This window comes from Streptomyces sp. NPDC020845 (genome assembly GCF_044334165.1).
Lineage (GTDB): Bacteria > Actinomycetota > Actinomycetes > Streptomycetales > Streptomycetaceae > Streptomyces.
Genome location: NZ_JBIRSJ010000015.1, coordinates 258,502 through 281,473, shown reverse-complemented (window position 1 = coordinate 281,473; position 22,972 = coordinate 258,502). Strand labels below are relative to the sequence as shown.

General features: G+C 69.6%; 23 protein-coding genes. 17 read left to right on the top strand and 6 right to left on the bottom strand.

The features are described 5' to 3' along the window. The first annotated feature begins 125 nt into the window (after positions 1-125). The 4 genes from ACH4U7_RS36865 (at position 126) to ACH4U7_RS36850 (ending at position 4,189) form a co-directional block, all read left to right on the top strand. Positions 126-1,442 carry an MFS transporter gene (locus ACH4U7_RS36865; RefSeq protein WP_398532126.1) on the top strand — a complete coding sequence of 439 codons (1,317 nt, stop codon included), beginning with the start codon at positions 126-128 and terminating at the stop codon, positions 1,440-1,442. A gap of 101 nt (positions 1,443-1,543) precedes the next feature. Next, positions 1,544-2,287 carry an SDR family oxidoreductase gene (locus ACH4U7_RS36860; RefSeq protein ID WP_398532125.1) on the top strand — a complete coding sequence of 248 codons (744 nt, stop codon included), beginning with the start codon at positions 1,544-1,546 and terminating at the stop codon, positions 2,285-2,287. Then, the gene (locus ACH4U7_RS36855; protein WP_398532124.1) at positions 2,287-3,492 is read left to right on the top strand and encodes an aspartate transaminase; all 1,206 of its coding nucleotides are present in this window, start codon (positions 2,287-2,289) and stop codon (positions 3,490-3,492) included. The genes ACH4U7_RS36860 and ACH4U7_RS36855 overlap by 1 nt, the downstream gene beginning before the upstream one ends. Positions 3,493-3,511: 19 nt before the next feature. Further along, positions 3,512-4,189 (top strand): 4-carboxy-4-hydroxy-2-oxoadipate aldolase/oxaloacetate decarboxylase, encoded by a 678-nt coding sequence (locus tag ACH4U7_RS36850; RefSeq protein ID WP_398532123.1) that lies wholly within the window; start codon positions 3,512-3,514, stop codon positions 4,187-4,189. 72 nt (positions 4,190-4,261) lie between these two features. Here ACH4U7_RS36850 and ACH4U7_RS36845 read toward each other — a convergent pair whose 3' ends face one another. From ACH4U7_RS36845 to ACH4U7_RS36835, 3 genes are all read right to left on the bottom strand, one after another. After that, positions 4,262-5,155: a D-alanyl-D-alanine carboxypeptidase gene (locus ACH4U7_RS36845; RefSeq protein WP_358638868.1), complete on the bottom strand. Its 894-nt coding sequence runs from the start codon at positions 5,153-5,155 to the stop codon at positions 4,262-4,264. A 650-nt stretch (positions 5,156-5,805) separates the two neighbouring features. After that, a complete protein-coding gene (locus tag ACH4U7_RS36840; RefSeq protein WP_398532122.1) occupies positions 5,806-6,057 on the bottom strand; it encodes a hypothetical protein in 252 nt (83 codons plus the stop codon). A 366-nt stretch (positions 6,058-6,423) separates the two neighbouring features. Continuing rightward, a complete protein-coding gene (locus ACH4U7_RS36835) occupies positions 6,424-6,822 on the bottom strand; it encodes a hypothetical protein (protein ID WP_398532121.1) in 399 nt (132 codons plus the stop codon). Positions 6,823-7,156: 334 nt separating this feature from the next. Between ACH4U7_RS36835 and ACH4U7_RS36830 the strand changes: the two genes are divergently transcribed. The 9 genes from ACH4U7_RS36830 to ACH4U7_RS36790 all read left to right on the top strand — a co-directional run bounded on the left by ACH4U7_RS36830 (position 7,157) and on the right by ACH4U7_RS36790 (position 15,203). After that, complete coding sequence (locus ACH4U7_RS36830) at positions 7,157-8,017, top strand: helix-turn-helix domain-containing protein (protein WP_398532120.1); 861 nt, start codon at positions 7,157-7,159, stop codon at positions 8,015-8,017. A 14-nt stretch (positions 8,018-8,031) separates the two neighbouring features. Next, the gene (locus ACH4U7_RS36825) at positions 8,032-8,238 is read left to right on the top strand and encodes a DUF397 domain-containing protein (protein ID WP_398532119.1); all 207 of its coding nucleotides are present in this window, start codon (positions 8,032-8,034) and stop codon (positions 8,236-8,238) included. A 288-nt stretch (positions 8,239-8,526) separates the two neighbouring features. Further along, complete coding sequence (locus ACH4U7_RS36820) at positions 8,527-8,664, top strand: hypothetical protein (protein WP_398532118.1); 138 nt, start codon at positions 8,527-8,529, stop codon at positions 8,662-8,664. Continuing rightward, positions 8,645-9,184 (top strand): DUF6879 family protein, encoded by a 540-nt coding sequence (locus tag ACH4U7_RS36815; RefSeq protein ID WP_398532117.1) that lies wholly within the window; start codon positions 8,645-8,647, stop codon positions 9,182-9,184. Before ACH4U7_RS36820 ends, ACH4U7_RS36815 begins: the two co-directional genes overlap by 20 nt. Further along, complete coding sequence (locus ACH4U7_RS36810; RefSeq protein WP_398532116.1) at positions 9,171-10,025, top strand: helix-turn-helix domain-containing protein; 855 nt, start codon at positions 9,171-9,173, stop codon at positions 10,023-10,025. The genes ACH4U7_RS36815 and ACH4U7_RS36810 overlap by 14 nt, the downstream gene beginning before the upstream one ends. Before the next feature lie 66 nt (positions 10,026-10,091). Next, on the top strand, positions 10,092-10,604 hold the full coding sequence (locus ACH4U7_RS36805; protein ID WP_398532115.1) for a hypothetical protein: 513 nt from the start codon (positions 10,092-10,094) through the stop codon (positions 10,602-10,604). An 80-nt stretch (positions 10,605-10,684) separates the two neighbouring features. Then, entirely contained in the window at positions 10,685-11,347 is a 663-nt protein-coding gene (locus ACH4U7_RS36800; protein ID WP_398532114.1) for a class I SAM-dependent methyltransferase, read from the top strand. Positions 11,348-11,859: 512 nt separating this feature from the next. Then, complete coding sequence (locus tag ACH4U7_RS36795) at positions 11,860-12,663, top strand: ABC transporter ATP-binding protein (protein ID WP_398532113.1); 804 nt, start codon at positions 11,860-11,862, stop codon at positions 12,661-12,663. Continuing rightward, positions 12,660-15,203, top strand: a complete 2,544-nt coding sequence (locus tag ACH4U7_RS36790) for an FtsX-like permease family protein (protein WP_398532112.1) — start codon at positions 12,660-12,662, stop codon at positions 15,201-15,203. Before ACH4U7_RS36795 ends, ACH4U7_RS36790 begins: the two co-directional genes overlap by 4 nt. 19 nt (positions 15,204-15,222) lie before the next feature. On the opposite strand, the gene ACH4U7_RS36785 is transcribed toward ACH4U7_RS36790, so the two are convergent. Next, positions 15,223-15,867: a response regulator gene (locus ACH4U7_RS36785; RefSeq protein WP_398532111.1), complete on the bottom strand. Its 645-nt coding sequence runs from the start codon at positions 15,865-15,867 to the stop codon at positions 15,223-15,225. Next, the gene (locus ACH4U7_RS36780; protein WP_398532110.1) at positions 15,855-17,051 is read right to left on the bottom strand and encodes a sensor histidine kinase; all 1,197 of its coding nucleotides are present in this window, start codon (positions 17,049-17,051) and stop codon (positions 15,855-15,857) included. The genes ACH4U7_RS36785 and ACH4U7_RS36780 overlap by 13 nt, the downstream gene beginning before the upstream one ends. A gap of 184 nt (positions 17,052-17,235) precedes the next feature. Here ACH4U7_RS36780 and ACH4U7_RS36775 point away from each other — a divergent pair, with 184 nt between their 5' ends. The 4 genes from ACH4U7_RS36775 (at position 17,236) to ACH4U7_RS36760 (ending at position 22,411) form a co-directional block, all read left to right on the top strand. Further along, positions 17,236-17,403, top strand: a complete 168-nt coding sequence (locus tag ACH4U7_RS36775; protein WP_398532109.1) for a hypothetical protein — start codon at positions 17,236-17,238, stop codon at positions 17,401-17,403. 111 nt (positions 17,404-17,514) lie between these two features. Further along, on the top strand, positions 17,515-21,069 hold the full coding sequence (locus ACH4U7_RS36770; protein WP_398532108.1) for a CHAT domain-containing protein: 3,555 nt from the start codon (positions 17,515-17,517) through the stop codon (positions 21,067-21,069). Continuing rightward, a complete protein-coding gene (locus ACH4U7_RS36765) occupies positions 21,066-21,752 on the top strand; it encodes a hypothetical protein (protein ID WP_014177770.1) in 687 nt (228 codons plus the stop codon). The genes ACH4U7_RS36770 and ACH4U7_RS36765 overlap by 4 nt, the downstream gene beginning before the upstream one ends. A gap of 26 nt (positions 21,753-21,778) precedes the next feature. Next, on the top strand, positions 21,779-22,411 hold the full coding sequence (locus ACH4U7_RS36760) for an RES family NAD+ phosphorylase (RefSeq protein ID WP_398532107.1): 633 nt from the start codon (positions 21,779-21,781) through the stop codon (positions 22,409-22,411). A 24-nt stretch (positions 22,412-22,435) separates the two neighbouring features. On the opposite strand, the gene ACH4U7_RS36755 is transcribed toward ACH4U7_RS36760, so the two are convergent. Continuing rightward, the gene (locus tag ACH4U7_RS36755; protein WP_398532106.1) at positions 22,436-22,771 is read right to left on the bottom strand and encodes an FHA domain-containing protein; all 336 of its coding nucleotides are present in this window, start codon (positions 22,769-22,771) and stop codon (positions 22,436-22,438) included. Positions 22,772-22,972: the final 201 nt, after the last annotated feature.

The following is a 22,972-nucleotide window of genomic DNA, read 5'->3' as shown; positions in this document are numbered from 1 at the left end:
AACCTCCCCGCAACCTCACCGCCCTCATCCGTCGGCAGAACCCCCCGCACCCGCCCGCAGTACCCCTTCCCCGCAGCACCCCGTCCCCCTCTGCCAGTGCATCTGCGTGTAAAAAGGAGACAGCCATGAGTACCGTGGCCGCTCAAACGGCACCCCACGTCGTCGACCCGAGAACCGCGCGGAAGGTCACCCTCGCGGGCTGCGTCGGCATCTTCGCCGAGCTCTACGACAACGGCATCTTCGGCTTCATGGCGGGCACCCTGGGCGCCGTCTTCTTCCCGGACGCGGCCAACGCCGTCCAGGTCCAGCTCGTCTTCCTGGGCTACGCCGTCTCCTTCTTCTTCCGGCCCCTCGGCGCCGTCATCTGCGGCCACCTCGGTGACCGCATCGGACGGCAGCGCATGCTCGTCTTCGTCATCCTGCTGATCAGCGTCGCGACCGCGGCGATCGGCCTCCTGCCGACGTACGCGAGCATCGGCATCGCGGCTCCCGCCCTGCTCATCCTGCTCCGCGTACTCCAGGGCTTCTCGGTCGGTGGCGAGGCATCCGGTGCGATGAGCTTCCTGGCCGAGCACGCCCCCGAGGGAAAGCGCGGCCTCTACACCAGCTACGCCCAGATCGCCTCCTTCCTCTCCCTGCTCACCGGAACGCTGATCGCCGCCGGAATGACCAGCGGCCTCGGCGCCGAGCGGATGGAGTCCTACGGCTGGCGGATCCCGTTCCTGCTGGCCATTCCCCTGGGCATCACCGGTATCTACATCCGTAAGCGGATCAGCGATACGCCGAACTTCACCCGACTGAAGGAAGAGGGCGGCCTGTCGAAGAACCCGCTCAAGGAGGCGTTCTCCTCCGCCGAGCACCGGCGCGCGATGCTCCTGGCCCTGTTCATCCCGCTCATGAACGGATCCGGCTACTACGTGCTGTTCAGCTACATGCCGACGTTCATGAACACCGAGCTCCATTTCAGCAAGGTGCAGGGCCTGCTCGTCACCGCGACCAGCCTGGTGGCGATCTCCGTCGCCATCCCCTTCATGGGCGCGCTGTCCGACCGGATCGGGCGCAAGAAGGTCCTCGCGGGTGCCGCGGTCGCCATGGCGCTCGCCGGGATCCCGTGTTACCTGCTCATCGGAACCGGCAATGTGGCGCTCGCCATTCTGGGCGCCTGCGTCATGGCGGTCATCTTCGCCGGTCACACGGGCGTCATCCACATCCTGCTCGTCGAACTCTTCCCCACCCGGCTGCGCTACTCCGCATACGGCCTGGGCTACAACATCTCCTCCGCCCTCTTCGGCGGCACCGCGCCCCTGCTGATGACCTACCTCATCAGCCGCACCGGGAACGTCAACATGCCGGCCTTCTACGCGGTCGTCACCGCCCTCGGCACGCTCATCGCGGTCTCGCGGGTGCAGGACAGGGCGCATCTGCCGCTGCGCGACGCGTAGGCCCCCTCCGGGCGGCCCCTCCGGTAGCCGTCTCCGGTAGCCCTCTCCGGGCGAAAAGCACCGACCAGAACCACCCATCTCTCCCCCAGGAGCACATCCCCATGCCCTTCTCCGACTACCGGACCGCCCTGGTGACCGGTGCCTCGACCGGGATCGGCGCGGTCGTCGTCGAGCGACTGACGAAGCAGGGACTCGAGGTCCACGCCGTCGCCCGCGACGCCGGCCGGCTCGACGACCTGGCCCGGCGCACGGGGTGCGTACCGCACGCCGTCGACATCACCGACACCGCCGCGCTCACCGCACTGCTGAGCGGCCTCGACGTGGACGTCCTCGTCAACAACGCCGGGGTCTCCCGCTCCGGCAACATTCTCACCGCCGACGAGTTCGCCGTCGACGAGCAGATCGCGGTCAACATCCAGGCGGTGCTGCACCTGGTACGGCTGATCATGCCGGGGATGGTCGAACGCGACCTCGGGCACATCGTCAACATCAGCTCGATCGCCGCCGTCTACAACTTCGGCGGGAACACCATCTACCACGCCACGAAATCGGCCGTGCACACCCTCTCCCGCCAGCTCCGCGTCGACGGATACGGGCGCCGCATCCGCGTCACCGAGATCTGCCCCGGCCGGGTGGAGACCGAGATCTTCGGCCGGCTCCTCGGTGACATGGAAGCGGCCCGGCGCCAGTACTACGACGGCTACGAATCGCTGAAGCCGGAAGACATCGCCGACGCGATCGAGTTCGCCATTGCCTCGCCCCGCCATGTGAACGTCAGCCACCTGGAGATCCTGCCGACGTTCCAGGTGCCGGGCGGACTCAACTTCGAGAGGCGGGCCGACTGATGCGCACGGCGCGGCGCGTGGCCCGCGTCAAACCGTCGCCCAGCACCGCGGCCGCCCAGCGTGTACGCGAACTGGAGGCCCAGGGCCGCGACATCCTCGACCTCACCGTGGGCGAGCCCGACTTCGACACCCCCGACCACGTCAAGGACGCGGCGATCGCGGCGATCCGGCAGGGCGAGACCAAATACACCCCGGTCAACGGAACCCCACAGCTGCGGGCCGCCATCGCGGACACCTTCGAGCGGCGGCACGGGCTGCGCTACCCCACAGGCCGCATCACCGTGGGCGGCGGCGCGAAGCAGATCATCTTCCTCGCGCTGGCGGCCACCCTGGACGCGGGGGACGAGGTCGTCATTCCCGCCCCGTACTGGGTGTCCTATCCGGACATGGTGCTCGCCAACGACGGCACCCCGGTGATCGTCCCCTGTCCGGAGACGGACGGATTCAAGCTGACCCCCCAGCGGCTGGAATCCGCGATCACCGCCCGGACCCGCTGGGTCATCCTCAACACCCCGGGCAACCCGACAGGCGCCGCCTACACCGCGGGCGAACTCCGCGCGCTCGCCGACGTACTCCTCGCCCACCCCCATGTGCGGGTGCTCACCGACGAGATCTACGACGAGATCTGGTACGAACCGGGCCAGGCCATCAGCCTGGCCGCCGTGGAACCACGGCTGACCGACCGGGTCTTCCTCACCAACGGCGTCTCCAAGGCCTATGCGATGACCGGCTGGCGGATCGGCTACGGCGCGGGCTCCGCCGAACTGGTCACGGCCATCAACACCCTGCAGTCGCAGATCTCCTCCTGCCCGTCGTCCATCAGCCAGGCGGCCGCCACCGCCGCGCTCACCGGCGACCAGGAGTTCGTACGCCGGACCGTCGCCGTCTACCGCGCGCGCCGCGATCTGACGATCAAGCTGCTGGGTGACATCCCGGACCTGCCCTGCACGCCGCCGAGCGGTGGCTTCTACGCCTTCGTGAACTGCGCGGCCCAGCTCGGCAAGCGGACCCCGTCCGGCGACGAGCTCCGCACCGACGAGGACTTCGCGGGCTACCTGCTGGAGTCGCAGCACGTGGCGGTGATCCACGGTGCCGCGTACGGATCTCCGGGGTACTTCCGCGTCTCCTTCGCGACCCGGGACGACGTCCTCACCGAAGCCTGCGACCGCATCGGCCGCGCCTGCGCCGCCCTCTCCTTCCCGTGATTCCGCTGAACGGAGCCCCATGATCCGCGTCAACACCGCATTCGACCGGCCCGACCCGGCGCTGGTCGACCGGCTCGCCGCCTACTCGGCCGCCACGATCCACGAGGCACAGGGCCGCCTCGGCGCCCTCGCCTCGGCGATCAAGCCGGTCGGCCCCGAGATGTCGCTGTGCGGCCCGGCCTTCACCGTCCGCTGCGCCCCCCGCGACAACATCATGCTCCAGGTCGCCATCGCCCACGCCCGCCCCGGCGATGTCATCGTGGTGTCCGCCGGCGACTACACCGAGGCCGGCTCCTTCGGCGACGTCCTGGCCAACGCCTGCGTGGCCAAGGGCCTGGGCGGCCTGATCACCGACACCGGCGTCCGCGACACTCGGGAACTGCGCGCGCTCGGCTTCCCCGTGTTCTCCCGCAGTGTCTCCATCAAGGGCACTGTCAAGGAAACCATCGGCCCGATGGCCGAACCCGTACTGATCGGCGGCGAGCTCGTCCGCCCCGGGGACGTGGTGCGCGCGGACGCCGACGGGGTCGTGGTCGTACGCCGCGAGGACGTGGCGGACGTCGTCCGCACGTCCCAGGAGCGGGTCGACGCCGAAGCGGCGTACATCGCTTCCTACCGCGCCGGGAAGAGCGTCATCGAGGTCAGCGGCCTCGAGGCCGTGCTCAAGGCGAAGGGCCTGGTGATCGACGAGGGGTAGCCGCGGGATGACAAGGGCCCGCCCACGACCGGTGTCCTCCGGTCGCGGGCGGGCCCCAGCGGTGTTCGGGAGTTACTTGGCGAAGCCGTAGTTCAGCAGCTTCTTCGCGTCCGCCGTGCGGTTGTCCACCGAGGAGGAGGCGAGGACCGTGCCGATCACCGTCTTGCTGTTCCGGGTGGCGGCGAAGACCAGGCAGTACTTGGCCTCCGGGCCCGAGCCGGTCTTGACGCCGATGGCGCCCGAGTAGGTGCCCAGCAGCGGGTTGGTGTTCGTCCAGTCCATGTAGCGGTAGCCACCGCTCTTGGTGGTGACCTTCTGCTTCGTCGACTTCGTCTTCACGACCGTACGGAACGTGGAGTACTTCATCGCGCTGCTGGCCAGCTTGGTCAGATCGCGCGGCGTCGAGTAGTTCGCGCCATGCCCTATGCCGTCGAACGAGTCGAAGTGCGTGTTCGTGAGGCCCAGGCTCTTGGCGGTCGAGTTCATCTTGCCGATGAACGACTTCACCCGCGCCGCCCGGGTCGACCCGGTGCCGAACTTGTCGGCCAGCGCGTACGCCGCGTCACAGCCGGACGGCAGCATCAGCCCGTACAGCAGCTGGCGGACGGTGACCTTGTCGCCGACGATGAGCTTGGCCGAGGAGGCCCAGTTGTTGTCGACGATGTAGTCGCTGTACGCCTTCTGGACCGTGACCTTCGCGTCCAGGTTGAGATTCGGCTGGGCGAGTACCACCCGGGCCGTCATGATCTTGGTGGTGGAGCCGGTGGAGAGGCGGGTGTCCGCTGCCTTGGTGTAGAGGGACTTCCCCGTGCCGTTGTTCATCACGAACCCGCCCTTGGCGGTGATCGTGGGGGTCGCGACCGTGGCAGCCTGCACGGGGGCGAGCGCCCCGGCGGACAGAACAGCTCCCGCGGCGATGACGGCCACGGCGGATACGCGACGAATGCCCTTGATGCCGGTTTTCAAGACTGATACTCCAAATGCCCCTGCGGGGCGGCTATATGAAAGTGCCGCTTGCTCAAGAGACGCATGAGACAGAGAAATGGATGTGCCTCCGTGACAGTAGCCCATCCGCCCGGCACGGGTGGCGCGCGGGCTGGAGCCCGGCGGGGCCGGGCAGTGGCGGCTACGGTGAGAAACGGACCGTTACGTTCGCCCAGCCGTCCGGACTCACTCTGCCATGTGCCAACTTCGTCAGCCGACAGCATCGCGTCGGAGTACAGGGATCCGACGAGGAGTTTCCATGGCTCACCTCTTGCGGCTGTCTCTTCGTCCGACAGATTACGTAGAGACGCCTCGGCCGCCTTGAATATGGCTGTGCGGATATCGAAGTACCGAGCATTGTCGGCTGTTCCTGTGGTGATGCCGGATGCGCTGATGAACGTCCACTCGGCGTACCAGGGTCCGTCTGTCATGCGTGATCCGATCCGGTGTAGTGCGAGGGGCCTGCCCCAGTGACTTTGTGGTGGATATAAGACACGGACACGCCGTGGCGTCGGCATGTCGCTGACTCATACTCACCGCAAACTCGGGTCGCGCAGGGGCTTGGCGCCCGCGCCCCTGCCAGGGGTATCCGTGGGGGAACGGAAAGGCAGGTCACCTGGCGGGGGCAGTGTCTATGCGGGCGCTGTGCCGCGTTGGCGCTGGGTGTGAAGTCGGGCGATGGCCTGCAGCTGCCGCCGCTCGTAGTCGGTTGCGGGGCGCACGGTGGCACAGTGCGTCCGCCATTCGAGGCCGGTGGGGCGGGTGAGGCAGACCATCGGTCCGTCGAAGTCGGTGATGGTCCCGGGCATCTCGTAACGCCGGTCGTAGACCACCATGCCGATCGCGAGACGGGGCAAGATCCTGGTCCAGTCCGCGCTCTTCACTGCTTGCCCCTCTCACGGCATCGGGCGCACGGGAACGGGCAGGGTGGCGCGGCGGCCCCGGGCGGGATGAACACGACGCCGGAACGCACGTCCAGCGCCCCGCCGTACCGCGTCCACCATCCTTCGGGGGAAACTTCGTACGGGGTGCCCGCGAAGGAGGCGGCGGTGTCCGCCCTCTTGGTCCCCTCAGCTGGGCTCAATTCGACCACCTTCCCAGATGCTTGAGGATGGCCTCGCTCAGCTCCGCCGATTGCTGTCGCAGCTCCTCAAACTGGGCCGGTCGTCGCTGCCCTGCTGCTGCCCGCCCTGGCCCTGCTGCCCGTCGCTCTGCCTCTGCTGCGGCGGTGGCGTCGTCGGAGTGGTCATCTACGCCACCACCCGGACGCCGTGAATCCAGCGGGGTCCCACATCCACCCCGTGCACCGCGAGCCACAGCGCCTGCCGACGCCGCCGCCTCAGCCGACGTTCCACGCGTTGCTCCCGCTGTTTCCGCTGCCGTTCGTACGCGACGACGACGTAGGGCCGGGTCAAGCCGACCCCGTGGCCGTCTGGTTGCCAGGAGTGCGCGTGGAACGGGACGTCGGGGGCGTTCACGCACTCCGCTGACGCCGCCATTGCGGGCGCGTGGCGCACGGGCGCCGTACGCGTCGTCGTCTCGTCCTGGGGCCGCACGGCTGGGCGGTCGTCGGCCGCGCGATGGCGGCCATGGCCAGGAAGTAACAACTGCAACCGCTTCTCGAAGATCCTCGCGCTATGTTTGCGCATTGTCGTCAACCTCCATGGGGTTGATGGCCGTCGGCCCCCGGACGCTCCCGCCAAGTCGCGTCGCGGGGGCCTCTTGTGTTGGTGCGCACTACTGGGCCGCCCGCTCCCCGCTATGGGACCCAGTCTTTTGCGCGCACGTTCGACGCGCTGCCAATGAGGCGCGTCCGTAGTCGGCTCGCCACAGTGAGCAACGCTAATGACTAGAGTGCACCCGACGACCATGCATGCGCAAGGAGTGTGAATGCATACCTTGCATGTGCTGTCTCGGCTTGCTGGGCAGCCGGCAAGCGGCCAGAATCGGCCCACCTCGTGTGCAGATGAAAGGTGGGCCGCGGTGCCTCCGAAGCGACAGATCCCCACAGTTCGCCTCCGTCGTCTTGCGGCTGAACTACGGCGGCTGCGGAACGAGTCGGAGTTGACCAGGGAAGACGTGACGGCACGGACGGGCATCAACGAAGCCACGCTGTACCGCGTCGAGACCGCGCGTGTCCGGCCTCAACGGCGGACGCTGATCGCTCTGCTGGACCTGTACCAACTACAAGACCCGCAACGCGGCGAGGTCCTGGCTCTGTCGCAACGTGCGAACGAACAAGGGTGGTTGCGGCCGTATCACAGCGAACTTCCCGAGGAATACACTGCATACATCAGCTTCGAGACCGAAGCGTGGGAAGTTCGCAACTACGAGTCGCTGTTCATTCCTGGCTTGTTGCAGACCGAGGACTACGCACGTGCTGTGATCAGAGGGACCTTGCCCATGGCTGGCTCCGAGGCGGTAGAGCAACGAGTGCAAGCGCGGGTCGAGCGAAAGGCCGTACTCGCCAAGAGCGATCCACTGCGTCTTTGGGCGATCACGGATGAGGCTGCACTGCGCCGGATGGTGGGCGGCCCGATGGTCATGCGCGAGCAGTTGAAGCACTTGGAGCGGGTGGCTGTGGAACCTCATGTGACACTTCAGGTCATTCCGTTCAGTGCCGGGGCGCACGCGGGCATGCCTGGCTCCTTTGTGCTGATGGGCTTTGCGGATGCGGAAGACCCGGAGATCGTCTACCTGGACAGCATGGCCGGAGATCTCTTCCTTGAAGCTGAGATCGACGTGCGCAGGTACGGAGTGATGTTCGACAATCTGCGCGCCCAGGCGCTCAGCCCCGATGGCACGATGAGCCTGATCACTACACTGATCAGCGAGATGCAGTGAGGGGAGGTGCAAGAATGCATGAGGTCGACCTGATAGGCGCGAACTGGTCCAAGAGCTCTTACAGCAGTGGAAATGGCCAGTGCGTCGAGACCGCGTTTCTTCGTGAGGCGGTGGCAACGCGTGACAGCAAGGACCCCCAGGGCCCGGTGTTGGTCTTCTCAGTGAGTGGCTGGTCATCGTTCGTCTCGTCCGTCAAGCGCAGGGAATTCCCCGCCACCTGACTCATGCGGCAACGCTTCCAGGCAGCAGCCCGTCGCGGGTGTCAGGACACCGCGTCAATCCCGACCCTACTGGCTTCCTTTGTGGCGCCGCACTCATCCTGGGGACACGCGTTTATGCGAGAACGTGACTCGATGGCTGGGGTGCTTGAGCGGTGGGCAATACCCTTTGTAGCTTTCTCGGGACAGCCGCAAAGGGGATGAGGGGCGTTGGAGCTGATCAGGATTGCCGGAGGGCCGTGCGGCAACACGTCGGGAGACGGCGACTGTGGCAACGGAGACTGCCCGACGGTGTTCACCACCGACCAACCGGGCATGGTCGCCGTCCAGGGGTACACGGTCGACCACAAGACACCGGAAGGGGAAGGCATGGTCATGATCCCCGAGGAGATTCTGAAGGAGGCAGCGCGTGCCCTCGGTGGCGGTTAGCAAGACACTCGGTGGTGACGAGTGGCAGTCGTATTTCCGAAACTTCAAACACTCTGCCTTCCGGTTGGAAGTGCACCAGGTCTACACGATGCCATTCGAGGCAGAGACGCTGCGAAGTTTCCTTGCCGGAGAAGAAAAGCCGGACGGCTTCAATGCCGACTGGGGTCAGACGATCAGGGGGCATGCGGCGGCTGGTAGGACGTTCCAGCGGGCCAAGCTCGTACGTCTGCCTCTGACGGACTACAGCCGGTACCTCTTCGAGTGGTGCATTCCCGGGAACGTCGAGGCCGGGGAAGACTACCGCATCGTCGACGTAACGAACGACGAGCCAGACCTGCCGAAACAGGATTTCTGGCTTTTTGACGAGTCCACTGTCGTCCACCTGAACTACCGCCCGGACGGAACGCAGATCAACCGGGAGCTACTACAGGACCCGGATATCGGGCAGTACCTCCGATGGCGCGATATCGCAGTGGCGGCGGGCGTCCCATTCGCTGAGTGGAAACGTGCTCGAACCTGAGAAGCAAGTACAAGAGAGAAAAGATCTGGCGGAGGCTCTTCGGGGCCTCCGCCGGGCGTCTGGCCTGAGTGGTGAACGTTTGGCCGTTCGCTGCAATATGAGCCAAACGAAGATCAGTAGAATAGAGACAGGTTGCCTGCTTCCAAGTGTTATCGACGTTGAATGTATCTTGGCGGCTCTCAACGTTCCACCCGATGCCGCCGACGAACTGTTGAAGCTCGCTCGCAGAGCGAACGTTGATTACACCGCATGGCGCACCTATGCTCGCGTGGGGCTGTATCAGAAGCAGTCAGAGCTACGGGCGTTGGAGGGCACTGCCCGCCTGATGCGGCATTTCCTTCCTGCGATCCCCACAGGGCTCCTGCATGTACGTGAGTACGCGGAACAGACACTGTCCAAGACGGTACACAGTGATCCGGCGAGAGATGTACAGCGAGCCGTACAGGCTCGTATGGAACGTCAGGCCATCCTGGATGATCCGGCCCGCTCGTTCGTGTTCTTGCTCACTGAGCAGGCCGTGAGGTGGCGCATAGCTGCTCCTGAAGTTATGGCTGCGCAGGCAAAGCACATGGCACATGTCTCCGAGAGGCCTAACGTAGAGATAGCGATCATTCCGCAATCTGCTCAGGTGCCAGGTATCCCGCTCCACGTGTTCGTCGTCTACGACGACCGACTGGTTACGGTCGAGCTATTTTCTGGCGAGATTGTTCTGAGGGACCCGCGTGACGTGTCCCATCATATTGATCTGTTCTCGTTCTTCTTGGGTCATGCCCTCACTGGAGAGCAAGCAACCACCTTCCTTGACTCCGCAGCAGTCGAGTTCATGCAACAACGTGACTGAAGGGCCTGCGACCTGTTTCCTCCCGCTATCTTGGTTGAGGTCGCGAAGGGAAGGGGAACCATCACAATGACTGTCATGCTCGAAACTCCGAGCAGTACGAAGTACCGTGATACACGCGCGCTGCTGAACGCGGTACGCCCGTACATCAAGGAATGCACCTACAACGTGCTGGAGAGCCCGGGATCTGCGGGCCTCGATATCTGGGACCGCGAGATCGCGCTACTCATGCGTGACAACGTGATGGTGCGCGACATGGCGGAACGCATCCTTGGTGACGCGGTCGCCTACCTGATCACCGCCATGGAGCACCCGGACGTTCATATCGGCGTCGGGAAGATTGTGGACATCGGTGTCCATCAGATCATTCTCGACACCCCTGTGTACCTCGCTTTCTGCGAGCTGTACAACGGCGGGAAGTACAAGCACCACGCGCCGCTGATCGAGCGCAGGCGCGACGGGTTGGTGATCCGTACCGCCGACTTCATCCGCGCGAACGGATTCGACGCGGACGAAGAGCTCTGGGCGATCGACGGGTCGGACTGTTCGCCGTGCGATAACAAAGTGCCCGACAGCCACTGACTCTCGAGAGAGGCATCCGTCCCCGGACCTCCCCGGGGACGGAGGGCTCGCAACTTCAACGATCTGGTAGGGGAATGCCGTTGCCCGCTCAGCACGATTATGACTCAGAGCGTGAACTATGGGACACGTACGCCGAATCAGCAAAGAAGGATATCTTCGATTCCGAGCCCGTGTTCAGGTGGACGCAGTACAGTAATCACGGCCCTGGTACTGAACTTCTGGGCAATCCGGAATCGGTGCTTGAGGTCGGGTGCGGCACCGGAAGAATGCTCGCCTATCTCGCCAAGCAGGGCGTCAAGGCGACAGGAGTTGACCTGTCGCCCGTCATGGTTAAGAGCACGTCGGAGCGTTGGGGTCCGACGGGCGCGCAGTTCGTCTGCGCGGAAGTTCTCGACTTCTTGCGGGACTGTACGGAGATGTATGACGCGGTTTACTCGATCTTCGGGGCCGCGTGGTTCAGCGACCCGAAGAATCTGCTCCCCCTGGTGTACGAGCGGCTGAATGCCGGGGGCGTCTTCGTCTTCTCACAGCCTCCGGCCATTCCGGGGGCGTACGGACCGCAGGGTATGTACAAGGGAGGATTTGCGGGCAAGGCCATGTATACGTACCGGTACAGCTACACGCCCCGCAGGTGGTCGACTTTGCTGGCGAAGAGTGGCTTCACCGATATCGAAGCGTCGGTCTTGGACGCTCCGACGCGCGGCCATATCGGCACTCTGATCGTGCGGGCCATACGGAGCTGAGGGCGTCAGGAGCCCCGGGAGCACGCTGACAGGACGGGCTCGGTGGTTCGGTCCCCATGATGGTGTGGAGAAGTCGTTCCCGAGAGTGTCGAAGGCGTCGTGCCGTACGCCCCGGTCCGGATCGTTCAGGGCCGGGCGCACCGCCCTCAGCAACGCGGCATCGTAGGGGACCCGGGCGCATCGGAGTTGACGAAGGGCCTCGCGAGTGTCGGGCGCGGAGAGCAGTTCGGCACGCGTCCACGCGCCACCCGCGGCGGCGAGGACCCTGTGGGCGAGTCCGGGCCGACGTCCTGCCAGAGGCCGAGCGGCTTCCGTAGCACCAGCCCGGGTTCCCACCAGTATCTGCCGCCCTGGGCCCGGATTTCGATACCAGCGCATTCTCGAAGGGTGTAGCCCGCTACACCCCCGGATCGGGAGCGTGCTCTCTGCCCCCGTTCCCCGCCCGTTCCTAGCCTCGTGAGCGGACGAAGCGAGCAGGCCGATCCAGGCCGATCACTGGGGAGGGCGTACACATGCGCAGGCAGCGGGGCGGTTCGGGGACGGTGAGCGCGGTGGGGGCGGGGCCGGTGGCCGACGCGCTCGCGCTGGACGGGGTGAGCAGGGAGTACCGGCGGGGCACCGTCGCGCTGCACCCCGTCGATCTCGCCGTGCCCCGGGGGCGGTTTCTCGCCGTGATGGGGCCGTCCGGGTCCGGGAAGTCGACCCTGCTCCAGTGCGCCGCCGGGCTCGACCGGCCGACGGCGGGGACGGTGCGCATCGGGGGTACGGAGCTGGCCTCGCTCAAGGAGGCCGCGCTGACGCGGCTGCGGCGGGAGCGGATCGGGTTCGTCTTCCAGGCCCACAACCTCGTGCCGTCGCTGAGCGTCGCGGAGAACGTCGCCCTGCCCCTGATGCTCGGCGGCGTGCCGTCCGACGGGCGGGCCGTGCGGGCGCTGGAGGCGGTGGGGCTCGCCGAGCGGGGCGCGGATCGGCCGGCGGAGCTGTCCGGCGGGCAGGCCCAGCGGGTGGCGATCGCCCGCGCACTGGTCACCGAGCCCGACATCGTCTTCGCCGACGAGCCCACGGGCGCGCTCGACCCGGCCACCGCACACGGCGTGCTCGCACTGCTGCGGCAGGCCGTCGACCGCGACGGCCACACGGTGGTGATGGTCACCCACGACCCGGTCGCGGCCGCCTGGGCGGACGAGGCCCTGTTTCTGGCGCGGGGGCGGGCCGTCGGCCGGCTGGACCGGCCCGGGGCCGATGAAGTGCGCCGCGTGATGCGGGACTTGGGGCGGGGCGCGGCGACCGTACGTGAGGAGGGACAGAGGGCATGAACGTGACCAAGCTGTTGGCCTCCCGTGCCGCCCGTACGCACCGCAAGGCGTGGGCCGCCGTGTTCGCCGCGCTCGCCCTCACCTCCCTGCTGCTCGGCTCCTTCGTGCTCGCCCTCGCCTCGACCGGGCTCGGGCACGCACGGGTGGAGCGGTACGCGGCGGCCGACCTCGTCGTCACCGGCGACCAGGAGACCCGCTTCACCGCCAAGCCGTGGGGCAGCGACCCCCAGACCGCGCGGGCCGGGCTCACCGAGCGGGTGCGGGTGCCGGCGGGTGCGCTGGGTGTGGTGCGGAAGGTGCCCGGTGTACGGGTGGCCGTCGCCGACGATGTGTTGCAGGTCGGGCGTGCGGGTCGGGCCGTCACCGGTCGCGCCTGGGACGCGGCCCGGCTCGCGCCGTACGAGCTGCGCGACGGGCGCGCCCCGCGCCGGGCGGGCGAGGTCGTGGTGGGCGGCGGGGGCCGTATCGGTGAGCGGGTCACGCTGCGCGTGGCCGGTGCCGACGCGGCGTACACCGTCGTCGGCGTCGCCGACGGCCCGGACGCCGCGGTCTACTTCGCGGCGGCCGAGGCGCGGCGCCTGGCCGGGCACCCGGACACCCTGGACGCCATCGGGGTGATCGCCGAATCCGGGGTGGGAACGGGCGAGTTGTCCTCCCGGGTGCGGCACGCGCTGGACGCGGCGGAGCTCCGCAGCGTGGGGCGGCGCGCGGACGGCGACTCGGCCGAGGTCCAGGTACTGACCGGGGACGGGCGCGGCGGCCCCGAGTTCCTGGCCGCCGCGCCGGCCCGCAAGGGCATGCTGGAACTGCTCGCGTCCGTGGCCGCCACCGTCGTACTCATCGCGCTGCTCGTCGTGTCGTCGACCGTCGTACAGGCGCTGCGGCAACGCGCCCACGAAATCGGGCTGTTGCGCGCGGTCGGCGCGACGCCGCGGCAGCTGCGCGGCGCGGTCGGCCGGGAGGTGGGGCGGGTCGCGGCCCGCGCGGCGCTGCTGGGCGCCGTGGCCGCGCTCCCCGCGTACGCAGGGCTGCGCGGACTGCTGGGCGCGCGCGGCGCGCTGCCGCCCGGCCTCGAACTCCCCATCCCGCCCTGGCTGTGGCCCGCGCCCCTGGTCACCGCGGGGGTCACGATCCTGATCGCGCGCATCGCGGCGTGGATCGCCGGCGCCCGGGCCGCGAAGCTCCGCCCCGCGGAGGCGCTGCGCGAATCGGCTCCCGGCACACCGCGCCGGGTCGCCGGGCTTGTGCTGCTGGCCCTGGGCGTGAGCTCGGCGGGGACGGCGGTCCTGCAGTCCGGGCAGGCCGCCGCGATGGCGGCGGGGGCGGCCGCGGTGACGATGGTCATCGGGTGCGCCCTGCTCGGGCCGTGGATCGCCACGGGCGCGATGCGGATCCTCGGCGCTCCGCTGCGCCGCTTCGGCGGGCCCGGCGGCCGCCTCGCCGCCGCCAACTGCACGGCCGCTGCCACCCGCCTGGGCGCGGCCCTCACCCCGATCATCCTGGTCACCGCCTTCACCGCCGTACAGCTCTCGGGCGGCGCCACCCTCACCCATGCCGGCCAGGGCCAGGCCCGCGAGGCGATGCGCGCCGACTTCGCGGTGCGCGCGGACGGCGGACTGCCGAGCGGCGCGGTGGAGCGGATCCGGGACGTGCCCGGGGTGCGGGCGGCCACCGATGTCGTACGCGGCACGGTGGTGCTGGCCCGGCGGGAGACCGGCGAGCCCCGGCTCGACCGGCTGCCGGTCCTCGGCGTCACCCCGGAGGGCCTGCCGCACACCCTCGACCCCAAGCTGCGGAACGGCACCCTGAGCGCTTTGCGTCCCGGCACCGTCGCCGTCGGCGGCGACCGGGCACGCTCCCTCGACGCGCACCCCGGCTCCACGGTGACGCTCCGCTTCGGGGACGGCGTGGAGGCGAAGCTGCGGGTCGTGGCGGTGTACGAACGCTCCCTCGCGCTGGGCGACTTCCTCCTCTCGCGCGATGAACTGCTGGCCCACACCTCGATGCCCGGCGCGGGCCAGGTCCTGGTCACGGCCGCACCCGACACCGACCGCACGGCGCTCGCAAAGGCCCTGGCCGCGGCGGTCCCCGGGGCGCGCGTGGCGCCCGACCCCGCGCCGATCCAGGTCGAGCCGGAGGACCAGGAGCTGGTCGAGGTGGTCACGGTCGCCGCGGTCTCCGCGATCGGGGCCTACACGGTGATCGCCGTCCTCAGCACCCTCTCGCTCATCACGATCGGCCGCCGCCCCGAACTCCGCCTCCTGCGCCTCGCCGGCGCCGGCCGCCGCCAACTGCGGCGCATGCTGCGGCTCGAGGCGGGGGCCACGGCGGTCACGGGCCTGGCCGTGGGCGCGGTGGTGGCGTCGGTGCCGCTGCTCGCGTTCAGCGTGGCGATGGCCCGTACGGTGCCCTATCTGCCGCCGGTCCAGGCGCTGGTGATCGTCGCCGTGGTCGCGGTCACCACAGCCGTGGGCACCCTGCCCCCGGCCCGCGCCGCGCTACGGGGCCGCTACCCGGGGGCGGGCCCGGCGGAGGGCTGAGGGAGGGGTGGCTTCTCCGTCACCCCTTGTTCAGATACGCGAGCACCGCCAGCACCCGGCGGTGCCCGCTGTCGCTCGGCGGCAGGCTCAGCTTCGCGAAGACGTTGCCGATGTGCTTGCTGACCGCGCGGTCGGACACGACCAGCGTCTTCGCGATGGTGGCGTTGTCGCGGCCCTCCGCCATCAGATGCAGCACCTCGCGTTCGCGCGGCGTCAGGGAGTCCAGGGGATCGTTACGGCGCCGGGTCATCAGCTCCGTGACCACCTCCGGGTCCAGCGCCGTGCCGCCCGCCGCGACCCGTTCCAGGGCGTCCAGGAACTCGTCGACCCGGCCCACCCGGTCCTTCAGCAGATAGCCGACCCCGCTCGCGCCCCCGCCCAGCAGCTCCGCGGCGTACGTCTCCTCGACGTACTGGGACAGCACCAGCACCGGCAGATCGGGGATCTCCTTGCGCGCCGCGAGCGCCGCGCGCAGGCCCTCGTCGCGGAAGCCGGGGGGCATGCGCACATCGAGGACGGCGACGTCCGGGCGGTGTTCGAGGAGGGCGGGCAGCACCTCGGGGCCGCTGCCGGCGACCGCGACCACCTCGTGGCCCGCGGAGCTCAGCAGCAGGACCATCCCCTCCCTCAGCAGGGCGTTGTCCTCGGCGATCACCACGCGCACGGCAGCTCCACTTCGATCACGGTCGGCCCTCCGACGGGGCTGTTCACCTCCATGGTCCCGTCAAGTGCCGCCACCCGGCGCCGCATCCCGAGCAATCCGCTGCCGCCCATTCCTCCGCCGGGGGCCGCGGCCGGGGTTTCGGCACCGCCCTGGCCCTCGTCGCGCACCACGATCCGCAGCCGCCCGGCCGTACGGATCAGCTCCACCCGGGCGCGCTGGGATCCGCTGTGCTTCGCGGCGTTGGTCAGCGCCTCCGCGATCACGAAGTACGCGGCGGCCTCGACCGCGGCGGGGGCGCGCGGCAGGTCCTCGCCCTCGACCCCGTCCGCGTCCACGGCCACATCGAGCCCGCTGCTGGCCGCGAGCGCACGCACGGCGCCGACGAGGCCACGGTCGGTGAGGATCGGGGGGTGGATGCCGCGGACGACGTGGCGCAGCTCGGCCAGCGCCTCCTCGGCCTGGTTCTGCGCGTCGTCGAGGAGCCGGCGCGCCGTGTCGGGGTCCTTGTCGTACGCCCGCTTGGCCAGTCCGACCCGCATCGACAGGGCCACCAGCCGCGCCTGGGCGCCGTCGTGCAGATCGCGCTCGATGCGCCGCAGCTCGGCGCCGTGCGCGGCGACGGCGCCCGCACGGGTGACGGTCAGCTCCTCGACACGCTCGGCGAGGTCGGCGCTGCGCCGGGCCTCGGGGGAGGGGGTCAGCAGCGCGGTCGACCAGGATGCGTCGACGTCGGCGAGGCGCGAGAGCAGCGGCAGTACCACGGCGGGGCGCTTGAGCAGCCCGCACCACACCCCGTCGACGAACACCCCCACGGACCAGACGATCAGCGAGACGTAGGCGAGGATGAGGCCGTAGCCGAAGTGCGCGAAGAGCCAGCGCAGATCCTGGTAGGTGCTCGGGTCCCGGGTCGCCGCGCGCACCCGCTCGGACAGCTCGCCGGTGAGCGGCACATACGCCTCGGGGACCGGCTTCCCCGACCAGGCCCCCACCTCCCGCCGCTTGAACCCGGCCATCCTGCGCAGCAGCAGCACCGTCTCCGGCAACACGGCCGCGCCGACCACCAGGACCGTCGTGACGGCGGTGAACAGCAGCAGCGCGATGTAGAGATACGACACCAGGGCCAGCCCGGCCCCCTTCATCAAGAGGGCCGTGGCCCGCCCCGCCTGGTGCACCGTCTCGCGCATGGCCTCAGGCTAGGTGAACGGTCGCAGGGACGCGGGCGATCGGGCTCCCCGGCCGTTGGTGTAGCGCGCTACACCATGACTTCGGGTGGGCGCTCCCTCGAACACCCCATGCGCTGGGCGGCATTGTGGATCACACGAGCTCACCGGAACCGCTCACCGGAATCCCTCACCGAAGGAACTCACCATGAAGTCTCTGCTCTGGGCCCTCCTGACCATCGCCCTCGTCGCCAACGTCTTCACCAGCATCACGCTCAGCGGGGTCACGCAGCTCCTCGTCAGCGTCGGCACGGGCGTCGTGGTGCTCGCGTCGGCCGCGGGCCTGTACGTCCTGCGCGAGAAGCACTCCGGGTGATTCGCGGACGTCTTCCGGTCGGTTTCCGGCAGAGCCGATCAATCCCCTCCTGCGTCCGAGCCTGTGGGCCGATGATGGGCGAAGCCTCGCGAGGCGAAGGGGGACGGGCTCATGCACGAGAAGGACGTCGCGGCGCTACGCGACAGGGCAGAACGGGCCGCGACCGAGGCCCTGGCCTGCACCGCGTCGAACCGCCTCCCCGATGCACCATCGGACTCCGCACCACCCGACCCCGCCCGAGTCGACCGCGTACGGTCCGAACTGGACGCACTCGAAGCGGAGCTGGCCGCCGCCGTCCCGGACACCGACCCGCTGCTGTGCACCGTACGGGCCCGGCTCGGCGGCCTGTACGCCGATCGCTACCAGCGCGCCCCCACGGACGAGGACCGGGCCCGGGGGCTGCGGCTGCTGCGCACGGCCCGCGCCACCGGGACGCTCGGCCCACGGGACCAGACCTTCGCCACCCTCGACCAGACGCAGCTGATGCTGACGCCCGCCATGGTGACCGGGTGGGACGGCACGCTGTCCCAGTTCATGGAGTCCTTGAAGCTGGGCCGCCGGATATCGGCGGGTGACCCGGAACTCACCGGCGACCTCGCGGAGCTGGTCGGACTGCTGACCGAACTGTCGTCGGCGCTCCCCGAGAAGGTCAGCGAGCCCATGTCGTGGATCGCCGAGACCCTTGAGCGGTCCCAAGCCGTCGCGCACTCCGGGGACCTCGAGCAAGTGGCCGACATGGCCCACCAGATGTCGCAGCGGCTGCCGGGCGGCCACTCCGAGCTGCTGCGGACGCTGGGCGACATGGCTGCCGAATTCGCCGCGGACGGAGCGGGCGAGGACGGTGGGACCGAGCCGCCGACGGACTTCACCGAAGAAGAGGCTGCTCTCACGTTCGCCCAATTGGCTCTTGTGATGGAGCTCCAAGTTCCCGGCACCATCCGGTCGGAAGACCTGGGCAGCCTGGTCGATGCGGTGAGCCAGGGCCCGGACGGCGAAGAGGCGGAGACCGCGATGCGGGCCGCGTTGAGCAGCATGGCCCACGGCGTACGCACGGGCGACGCCGACCAACTGGCCCAGGCGGCGGAGCTGATCAACGGGGCGGTGGGCGACGGGGGATCCGGTCGGGTGGGCTGGATGGCCGACCTCATCTCGCCCGGTCTGCTGGCCGCGGCCACCACACTGGGCGGCAACCTCAAGGACCGCGACCAGGCGCGCGCCCAACTCGACCAGCTCTTCGACCCCGCCTCCTCGGTGTTCGACTCGGCACACGCCACCGGGCCAGGCGCGGCGGGGCTGCGGATCTGCAACCAGTGCATGCATGTTCATATGCGTACGAACCAGGCCCTGGACGAGCGGGACAGCGAAAAGCTCGAGGACCTGCTCGGCGAACTGCTCGACCTGCTGGAGGAGACCGACGACCGCGGCGAATGGCGGTTTCTGGTGCTCTTCCTGCTCGGCCAGGTCCAGCTGAGCCTGGCCATGCTGGACGGCGGGGTCACCGCCCTGCGCACCGCCGTCGCCTATCTCGAGGAGGCGACGCGGGACCCGAAGGTCCCGGCCTTCGCCCGGCCCATGATGGACGCGGCCTGGGCCCCCGCACTGACCCTGTTCTCCCTGGTCGAACCCGACCCCGTGCGGGTCCGGGAAGCCGTGGCCAGGGCCCGGCGGGCCCTGGAGGGCCCGGCGTCGACGGCCGACTGGCACGTCCGTATCCGGCAGGCCCTCGTCTACGCCCTGCTGGCCGTCCACAGGTCGACCGGTGATGGCTCCGTCCTGGATGAGGCCATCGGCGAGCTGGAACAGGCCCGCCGCGACCTCACCGACCGCACCAGCCCGGAGGTCGGCCAGAAGGTGCTGTGGGACCTGGCCGAGGCGTACCACCTGCGCGGCGACCAGGAGCGTGACGACCGCGCCGCCGCCGTCACCACCGCACAGGAGTCGCTGCGGATGCTCGCCGAGGACGTCCTGCTGCAACTCGGCGCCGAACACGGCCTCGAAGTGGCCCGGACGGGGGCCAGCCGCGGCCTGCTCGCCGCTCAGTGGGCAGCTGTGGACGGGCGGGTCGCCGAGGCGGTGGAGGCGCTGGAGAACGGACGGGGGCTGGTGCTGCGCGCGGCGGCCGCGGCGGCGGGGGTTCCCGAGCAGTTGGCCGCCCGGGGCGAGGCGGAGCTGGCCGAGCGGTGGCGAAGCGCCGTACAAGACCTCCCGCCCCAGGCAGCACCAGCGTCTGGGGGTGCCGGCACCGGCACTCCGGAAGACGTCCGGACCGCGCTCGCCCGCATCATGCCGGCCACCGAGCCCGCCCCCGGCCTCACCATCCCCAGCACCCTGCGCCGCCGCGCCCTGGACGCACTGCGGCGGCCTGACGGCGGCGGGGCGGAGGGGCTGCGCGGACTGCTCGGCGCCCCTGGGGTCGCGGAGCTGCGGGAGGGCCTGCGGGCCGCCGGGTCCGACGCCCTCGTCTACCTGGTGCCCGGGCAGGACACGGCCGACGGTGTGGCCGTGCTCGTACCGAGTACGGGCCAACCGACGGCGCTGGAGCTGCCGGACCTCGGCGCGCCCGGGCGGGAGCCGTTGGAGCGCTATCTGGATGCGGGTGCGCGGCGTTCGGCCGTGCCCGAGGGCGACTTGGACGCGTACGACGAGGCTCATCGGCAGTGGGAAGCCGCGCTGGAGGGGCTGTGCGACTGGGCGGGCGAGGCCGTGCTCGGTCCGTTGTTGGGCGCACTGGGGGTCCGTACGGCGGAGGGGCCGGATGAGCAGGCCCCCGTCCGGCTCGTGCTCGTGCCGTGCGGCAATCTCGGTGCGGTTCCCTGGCACGCGGCGCGGCTCCCCGCGCCATCGGCGTACAGGTATGTCTGCGAGGGCGTGGTCGTGTCGTATGCCGCGTCGGGTGGAGAGTTTCTTCGGGCGGCGCGGCGTGGTCGCGTGGCGGTCGGTGAGCATGTGGTGTTGGTGGACGATCCCAGTGGGGATTTGATGTGGGCGCAGGACGAGGTGGCGGCTCTGCGGGCCGCGTACTATCCGGACGCTCTGTTGTACGGGTGGCACGAGAGTGTGCCCGAAGGGGCGGGCACGCCCGAGGATGTGCTCTCCCACCTCCCCGGCAGTCCATCGCCCGCCTCGCTGCTGCATCTTGTGGTGCATGGCCTGGCCGGCCTGCGGCCCACCGACTCGGCGCTGCATCTTGCCGAGGGGGCTCAGGGCTCCGGTCGGCTGACGGTCACCCGCATCCTCGACGTACCGGCCGTTTCGGGTGAGGACCGGGCCGACGCCGGGCCGTTGATCGTGCTCAGCGCCTGTGAGACGGACCTCAGCAGCCGTGATCACGACGAGGCGCTGACCCCGACGACGGCGTTGCTGGCGCGTGGGGCCACGGATGTCGTGGGTTCGCGGTGGAAGGTGTCGGACAGCGCGTCCGCCGCGTTGATGGTGGTCTTCCACCACCATCTGACCGTGATGGGGCTGGCCCCGCCGGATGCGTTGCGTGCCGCGCAGCTGTGGATGCTCAACATCGACCGCCGTCCCGTGCCCGGGCTGACGGATGAGTTGCTGGCGGAGACCGAGGGCAATGTGAGGGGCCTGGCCCGGGTCGTGTCCTGGGCCGGGTTCATCCACCAGGGCAACCCCGCGGCCCAGGCCGCCGTGGCGGGAGGACGGGCATGACCACCAACGATCTGATGGAACTGCTGCGCCGGCATCTGCCGGAGATCCGCGCCTCGCTCACCGCCACGCAGTTCGCCCGCTTCCAGGACAGCGTGCGACGGCTCGGGGAGGTCGGGGACGACGGGCGGGCGATGCGCCTCGCGCTGCGCGAGGTGCGGCTGTGTCTGCTGCCCCTGCCGCGCGAGAACGAACTGCGCAGGCGGCTGGACCAGTTCCGCTCGGCGGGTGCCGCCCCCGCGGCGGTGCTGCCGGACGCGGATCAACTGGACGAGCTGATAAGGCTGCTGGAGTCGGTGGACTGGCCGACGCTGGACCCCGCGAGCGCGGAGATCGCCCGGGGGGTCAGACGGCGGCTGCTGACCGCTCCCGCGCGCGGGCCGGAAGAGCTCACGGGCGCCGCCGCCCAGGACCCGGCCAGGGCAGGGCTCATCCGGCTGACCGACCCCGAGCTGGGGGACCGCTACCCGGACTTCCAGTTCGACCCGGATACCGGCGAGCCCCATCCGGTGGTGCAGCGGATCAACAGGCTGCTGCTGTCCGACCAGGACCCCTGGGGCGCGGCGGACTGGTGGCTCGCCGGCAACTCCTGGCTGCGTGACACGCCCGCCGCCCTGGTCGGACGGGTGCCGGACGCGCTGCTCACCGAGGCCGCCGCCGCGTTGGTGGGGGATGGGCGATGGTAGAGCAGGCTCCCTACGAGGACGCGCGGATGAGCCCGACCCTGTTCGCTCTGGAGGCGGGCACCGAGCTGTGGCGGTGCCATGAAACCGCGTACTGCTGCACCGAGTTCAACCCGGTCACCGCGCACTCCCACTTCGGCGGCAGCCGCTTCGACGGCACGGCCGAGGACCCGTATCCGTATCTGTACGCGGCCCTGGAACCGGCCACCACCCTGGCCGAGGTGCTGCTGCGCGACATGGAGTTCACCTGGCCGGCCGGGATGCGTCAGGTGCCGTGGGCGAAGGCCGCGATCCGTTCGCTCTCCAAGCTGCGGGTGACCGAAGACCTCACGCTGGTACGGCTGGTCAAGGAGGAGGACCTGGCCGGGGTGTTCCAGAACTCATGGCTGCTGGAGACCGACGGGCCGGGCTATGCGCAGACCCGCGCCTGGGCGCGGGAGATCCGGCGCCAGGCGCCACAGGCCCAGGGGCTGATATGGGAGTCGCGGCGGCACCGGGACCGCCGAGCGCTGGTGCTGTTCGGCGACCGCTGCGGCGCGGAGCCGCTGAAGGCGGTGCCGGACTACGCCCACAACCTGGGGACCTTCGAGGGGGCGAGCGTGGCCAACGAACTCCTGTCTCCGCTGCGGGCGGTCATCGTGCCGCCCGGCATGCGGATGTGAGCGCGCGGGGCGGCACGGCCGGGGTCAGTCGGGGCTTGGGCCCGGCCCGTACAGCCGTACGGTGATGCTGATCCGCAGGCCGAGCCGGAGCTGGTCGTCGTCGCGCAGGGGGGTGCGGACGCCCGGCATGAGCTTGGCTCCGTTGATGAAGGTGCCGTTGTGGCTGCCCTCGGGCGGCTCCTCGGCCCAGGCGCGCCCGTCCGGCTCCACCGTGATCGACACATGGCGGCGGGAGACCTTCGGCCGGTCGGCGAAGACGGCGGCGGTGTCCGGCGCCCAGTCCGGGTGACGGCCCAGGGTGAGCGGTGCGCCGGGGCCGTGTCTGAGCTCCAGGCAGGGATCGGAGCAGATCAGCAGCACATGGGTGCGCGTACGGCCGCAGGCGGTGCAGCGGGGGTCCCGAGGGGCGACCTGCCTACGGCAGTTCCAGCAGGGTCTGGATGTCTCCACCCCGGAGCTCGGGTCGGATTCCTGTCCCGGTCCCGATCCCTGTCCCGGTCCCTGTCCCTGTCCCTGTCCCGGTCCCGGTCCCTGTCCCGGTCCCTGTCCCGGTCCCGGTCC

Coding starts and splice junctions, on each gene's coding strand:
- ACH4U7_RS36805 (WP_398532115.1), top strand. CDS start 10,092: ATGACTGTCATGCTCGAAACTCCGAGCAGTACGAAGTACCGTGATACA.
- ACH4U7_RS36760 (WP_398532107.1), top strand. CDS start 21,779: ATGAGCCCGACCCTGTTCGCTCTGGAGGCGGGCACCGAGCTGTGGCGG.
- ACH4U7_RS36775 (WP_398532109.1), top strand. CDS start 17,236: ATGAAGTCTCTGCTCTGGGCCCTCCTGACCATCGCCCTCGTCGCCAAC.
- ACH4U7_RS36865 (WP_398532126.1), top strand. CDS start 126: ATGAGTACCGTGGCCGCTCAAACGGCACCCCACGTCGTCGACCCGAGA.
- ACH4U7_RS36835 (WP_398532121.1), bottom strand. CDS start 6,822: ATGCGCAAACATAGCGCGAGGATCTTCGAGAAGCGGTTGCAGTTGTTA.
- ACH4U7_RS36770 (WP_398532108.1), top strand. CDS start 17,515: ATGCACGAGAAGGACGTCGCGGCGCTACGCGACAGGGCAGAACGGGCC.
- ACH4U7_RS36795 (WP_398532113.1), top strand. CDS start 11,860: ATGCGCAGGCAGCGGGGCGGTTCGGGGACGGTGAGCGCGGTGGGGGCG.
- ACH4U7_RS36790 (WP_398532112.1), top strand. CDS start 12,660: ATGAACGTGACCAAGCTGTTGGCCTCCCGTGCCGCCCGTACGCACCGC.
- ACH4U7_RS36860 (WP_398532125.1), top strand. CDS start 1,544: ATGCCCTTCTCCGACTACCGGACCGCCCTGGTGACCGGTGCCTCGACC.
- ACH4U7_RS36780 (WP_398532110.1), bottom strand. CDS start 17,051: ATGCGCGAGACGGTGCACCAGGCGGGGCGGGCCACGGCCCTCTTGATG.
- ACH4U7_RS36825 (WP_398532119.1), top strand. CDS start 8,032: ATGCATGAGGTCGACCTGATAGGCGCGAACTGGTCCAAGAGCTCTTAC.
- ACH4U7_RS36855 (WP_398532124.1), top strand. CDS start 2,287: ATGCGCACGGCGCGGCGCGTGGCCCGCGTCAAACCGTCGCCCAGCACC.
- ACH4U7_RS36850 (WP_398532123.1), top strand. CDS start 3,512: ATGATCCGCGTCAACACCGCATTCGACCGGCCCGACCCGGCGCTGGTC.
- ACH4U7_RS36765 (WP_014177770.1), top strand. CDS start 21,066: ATGACCACCAACGATCTGATGGAACTGCTGCGCCGGCATCTGCCGGAG.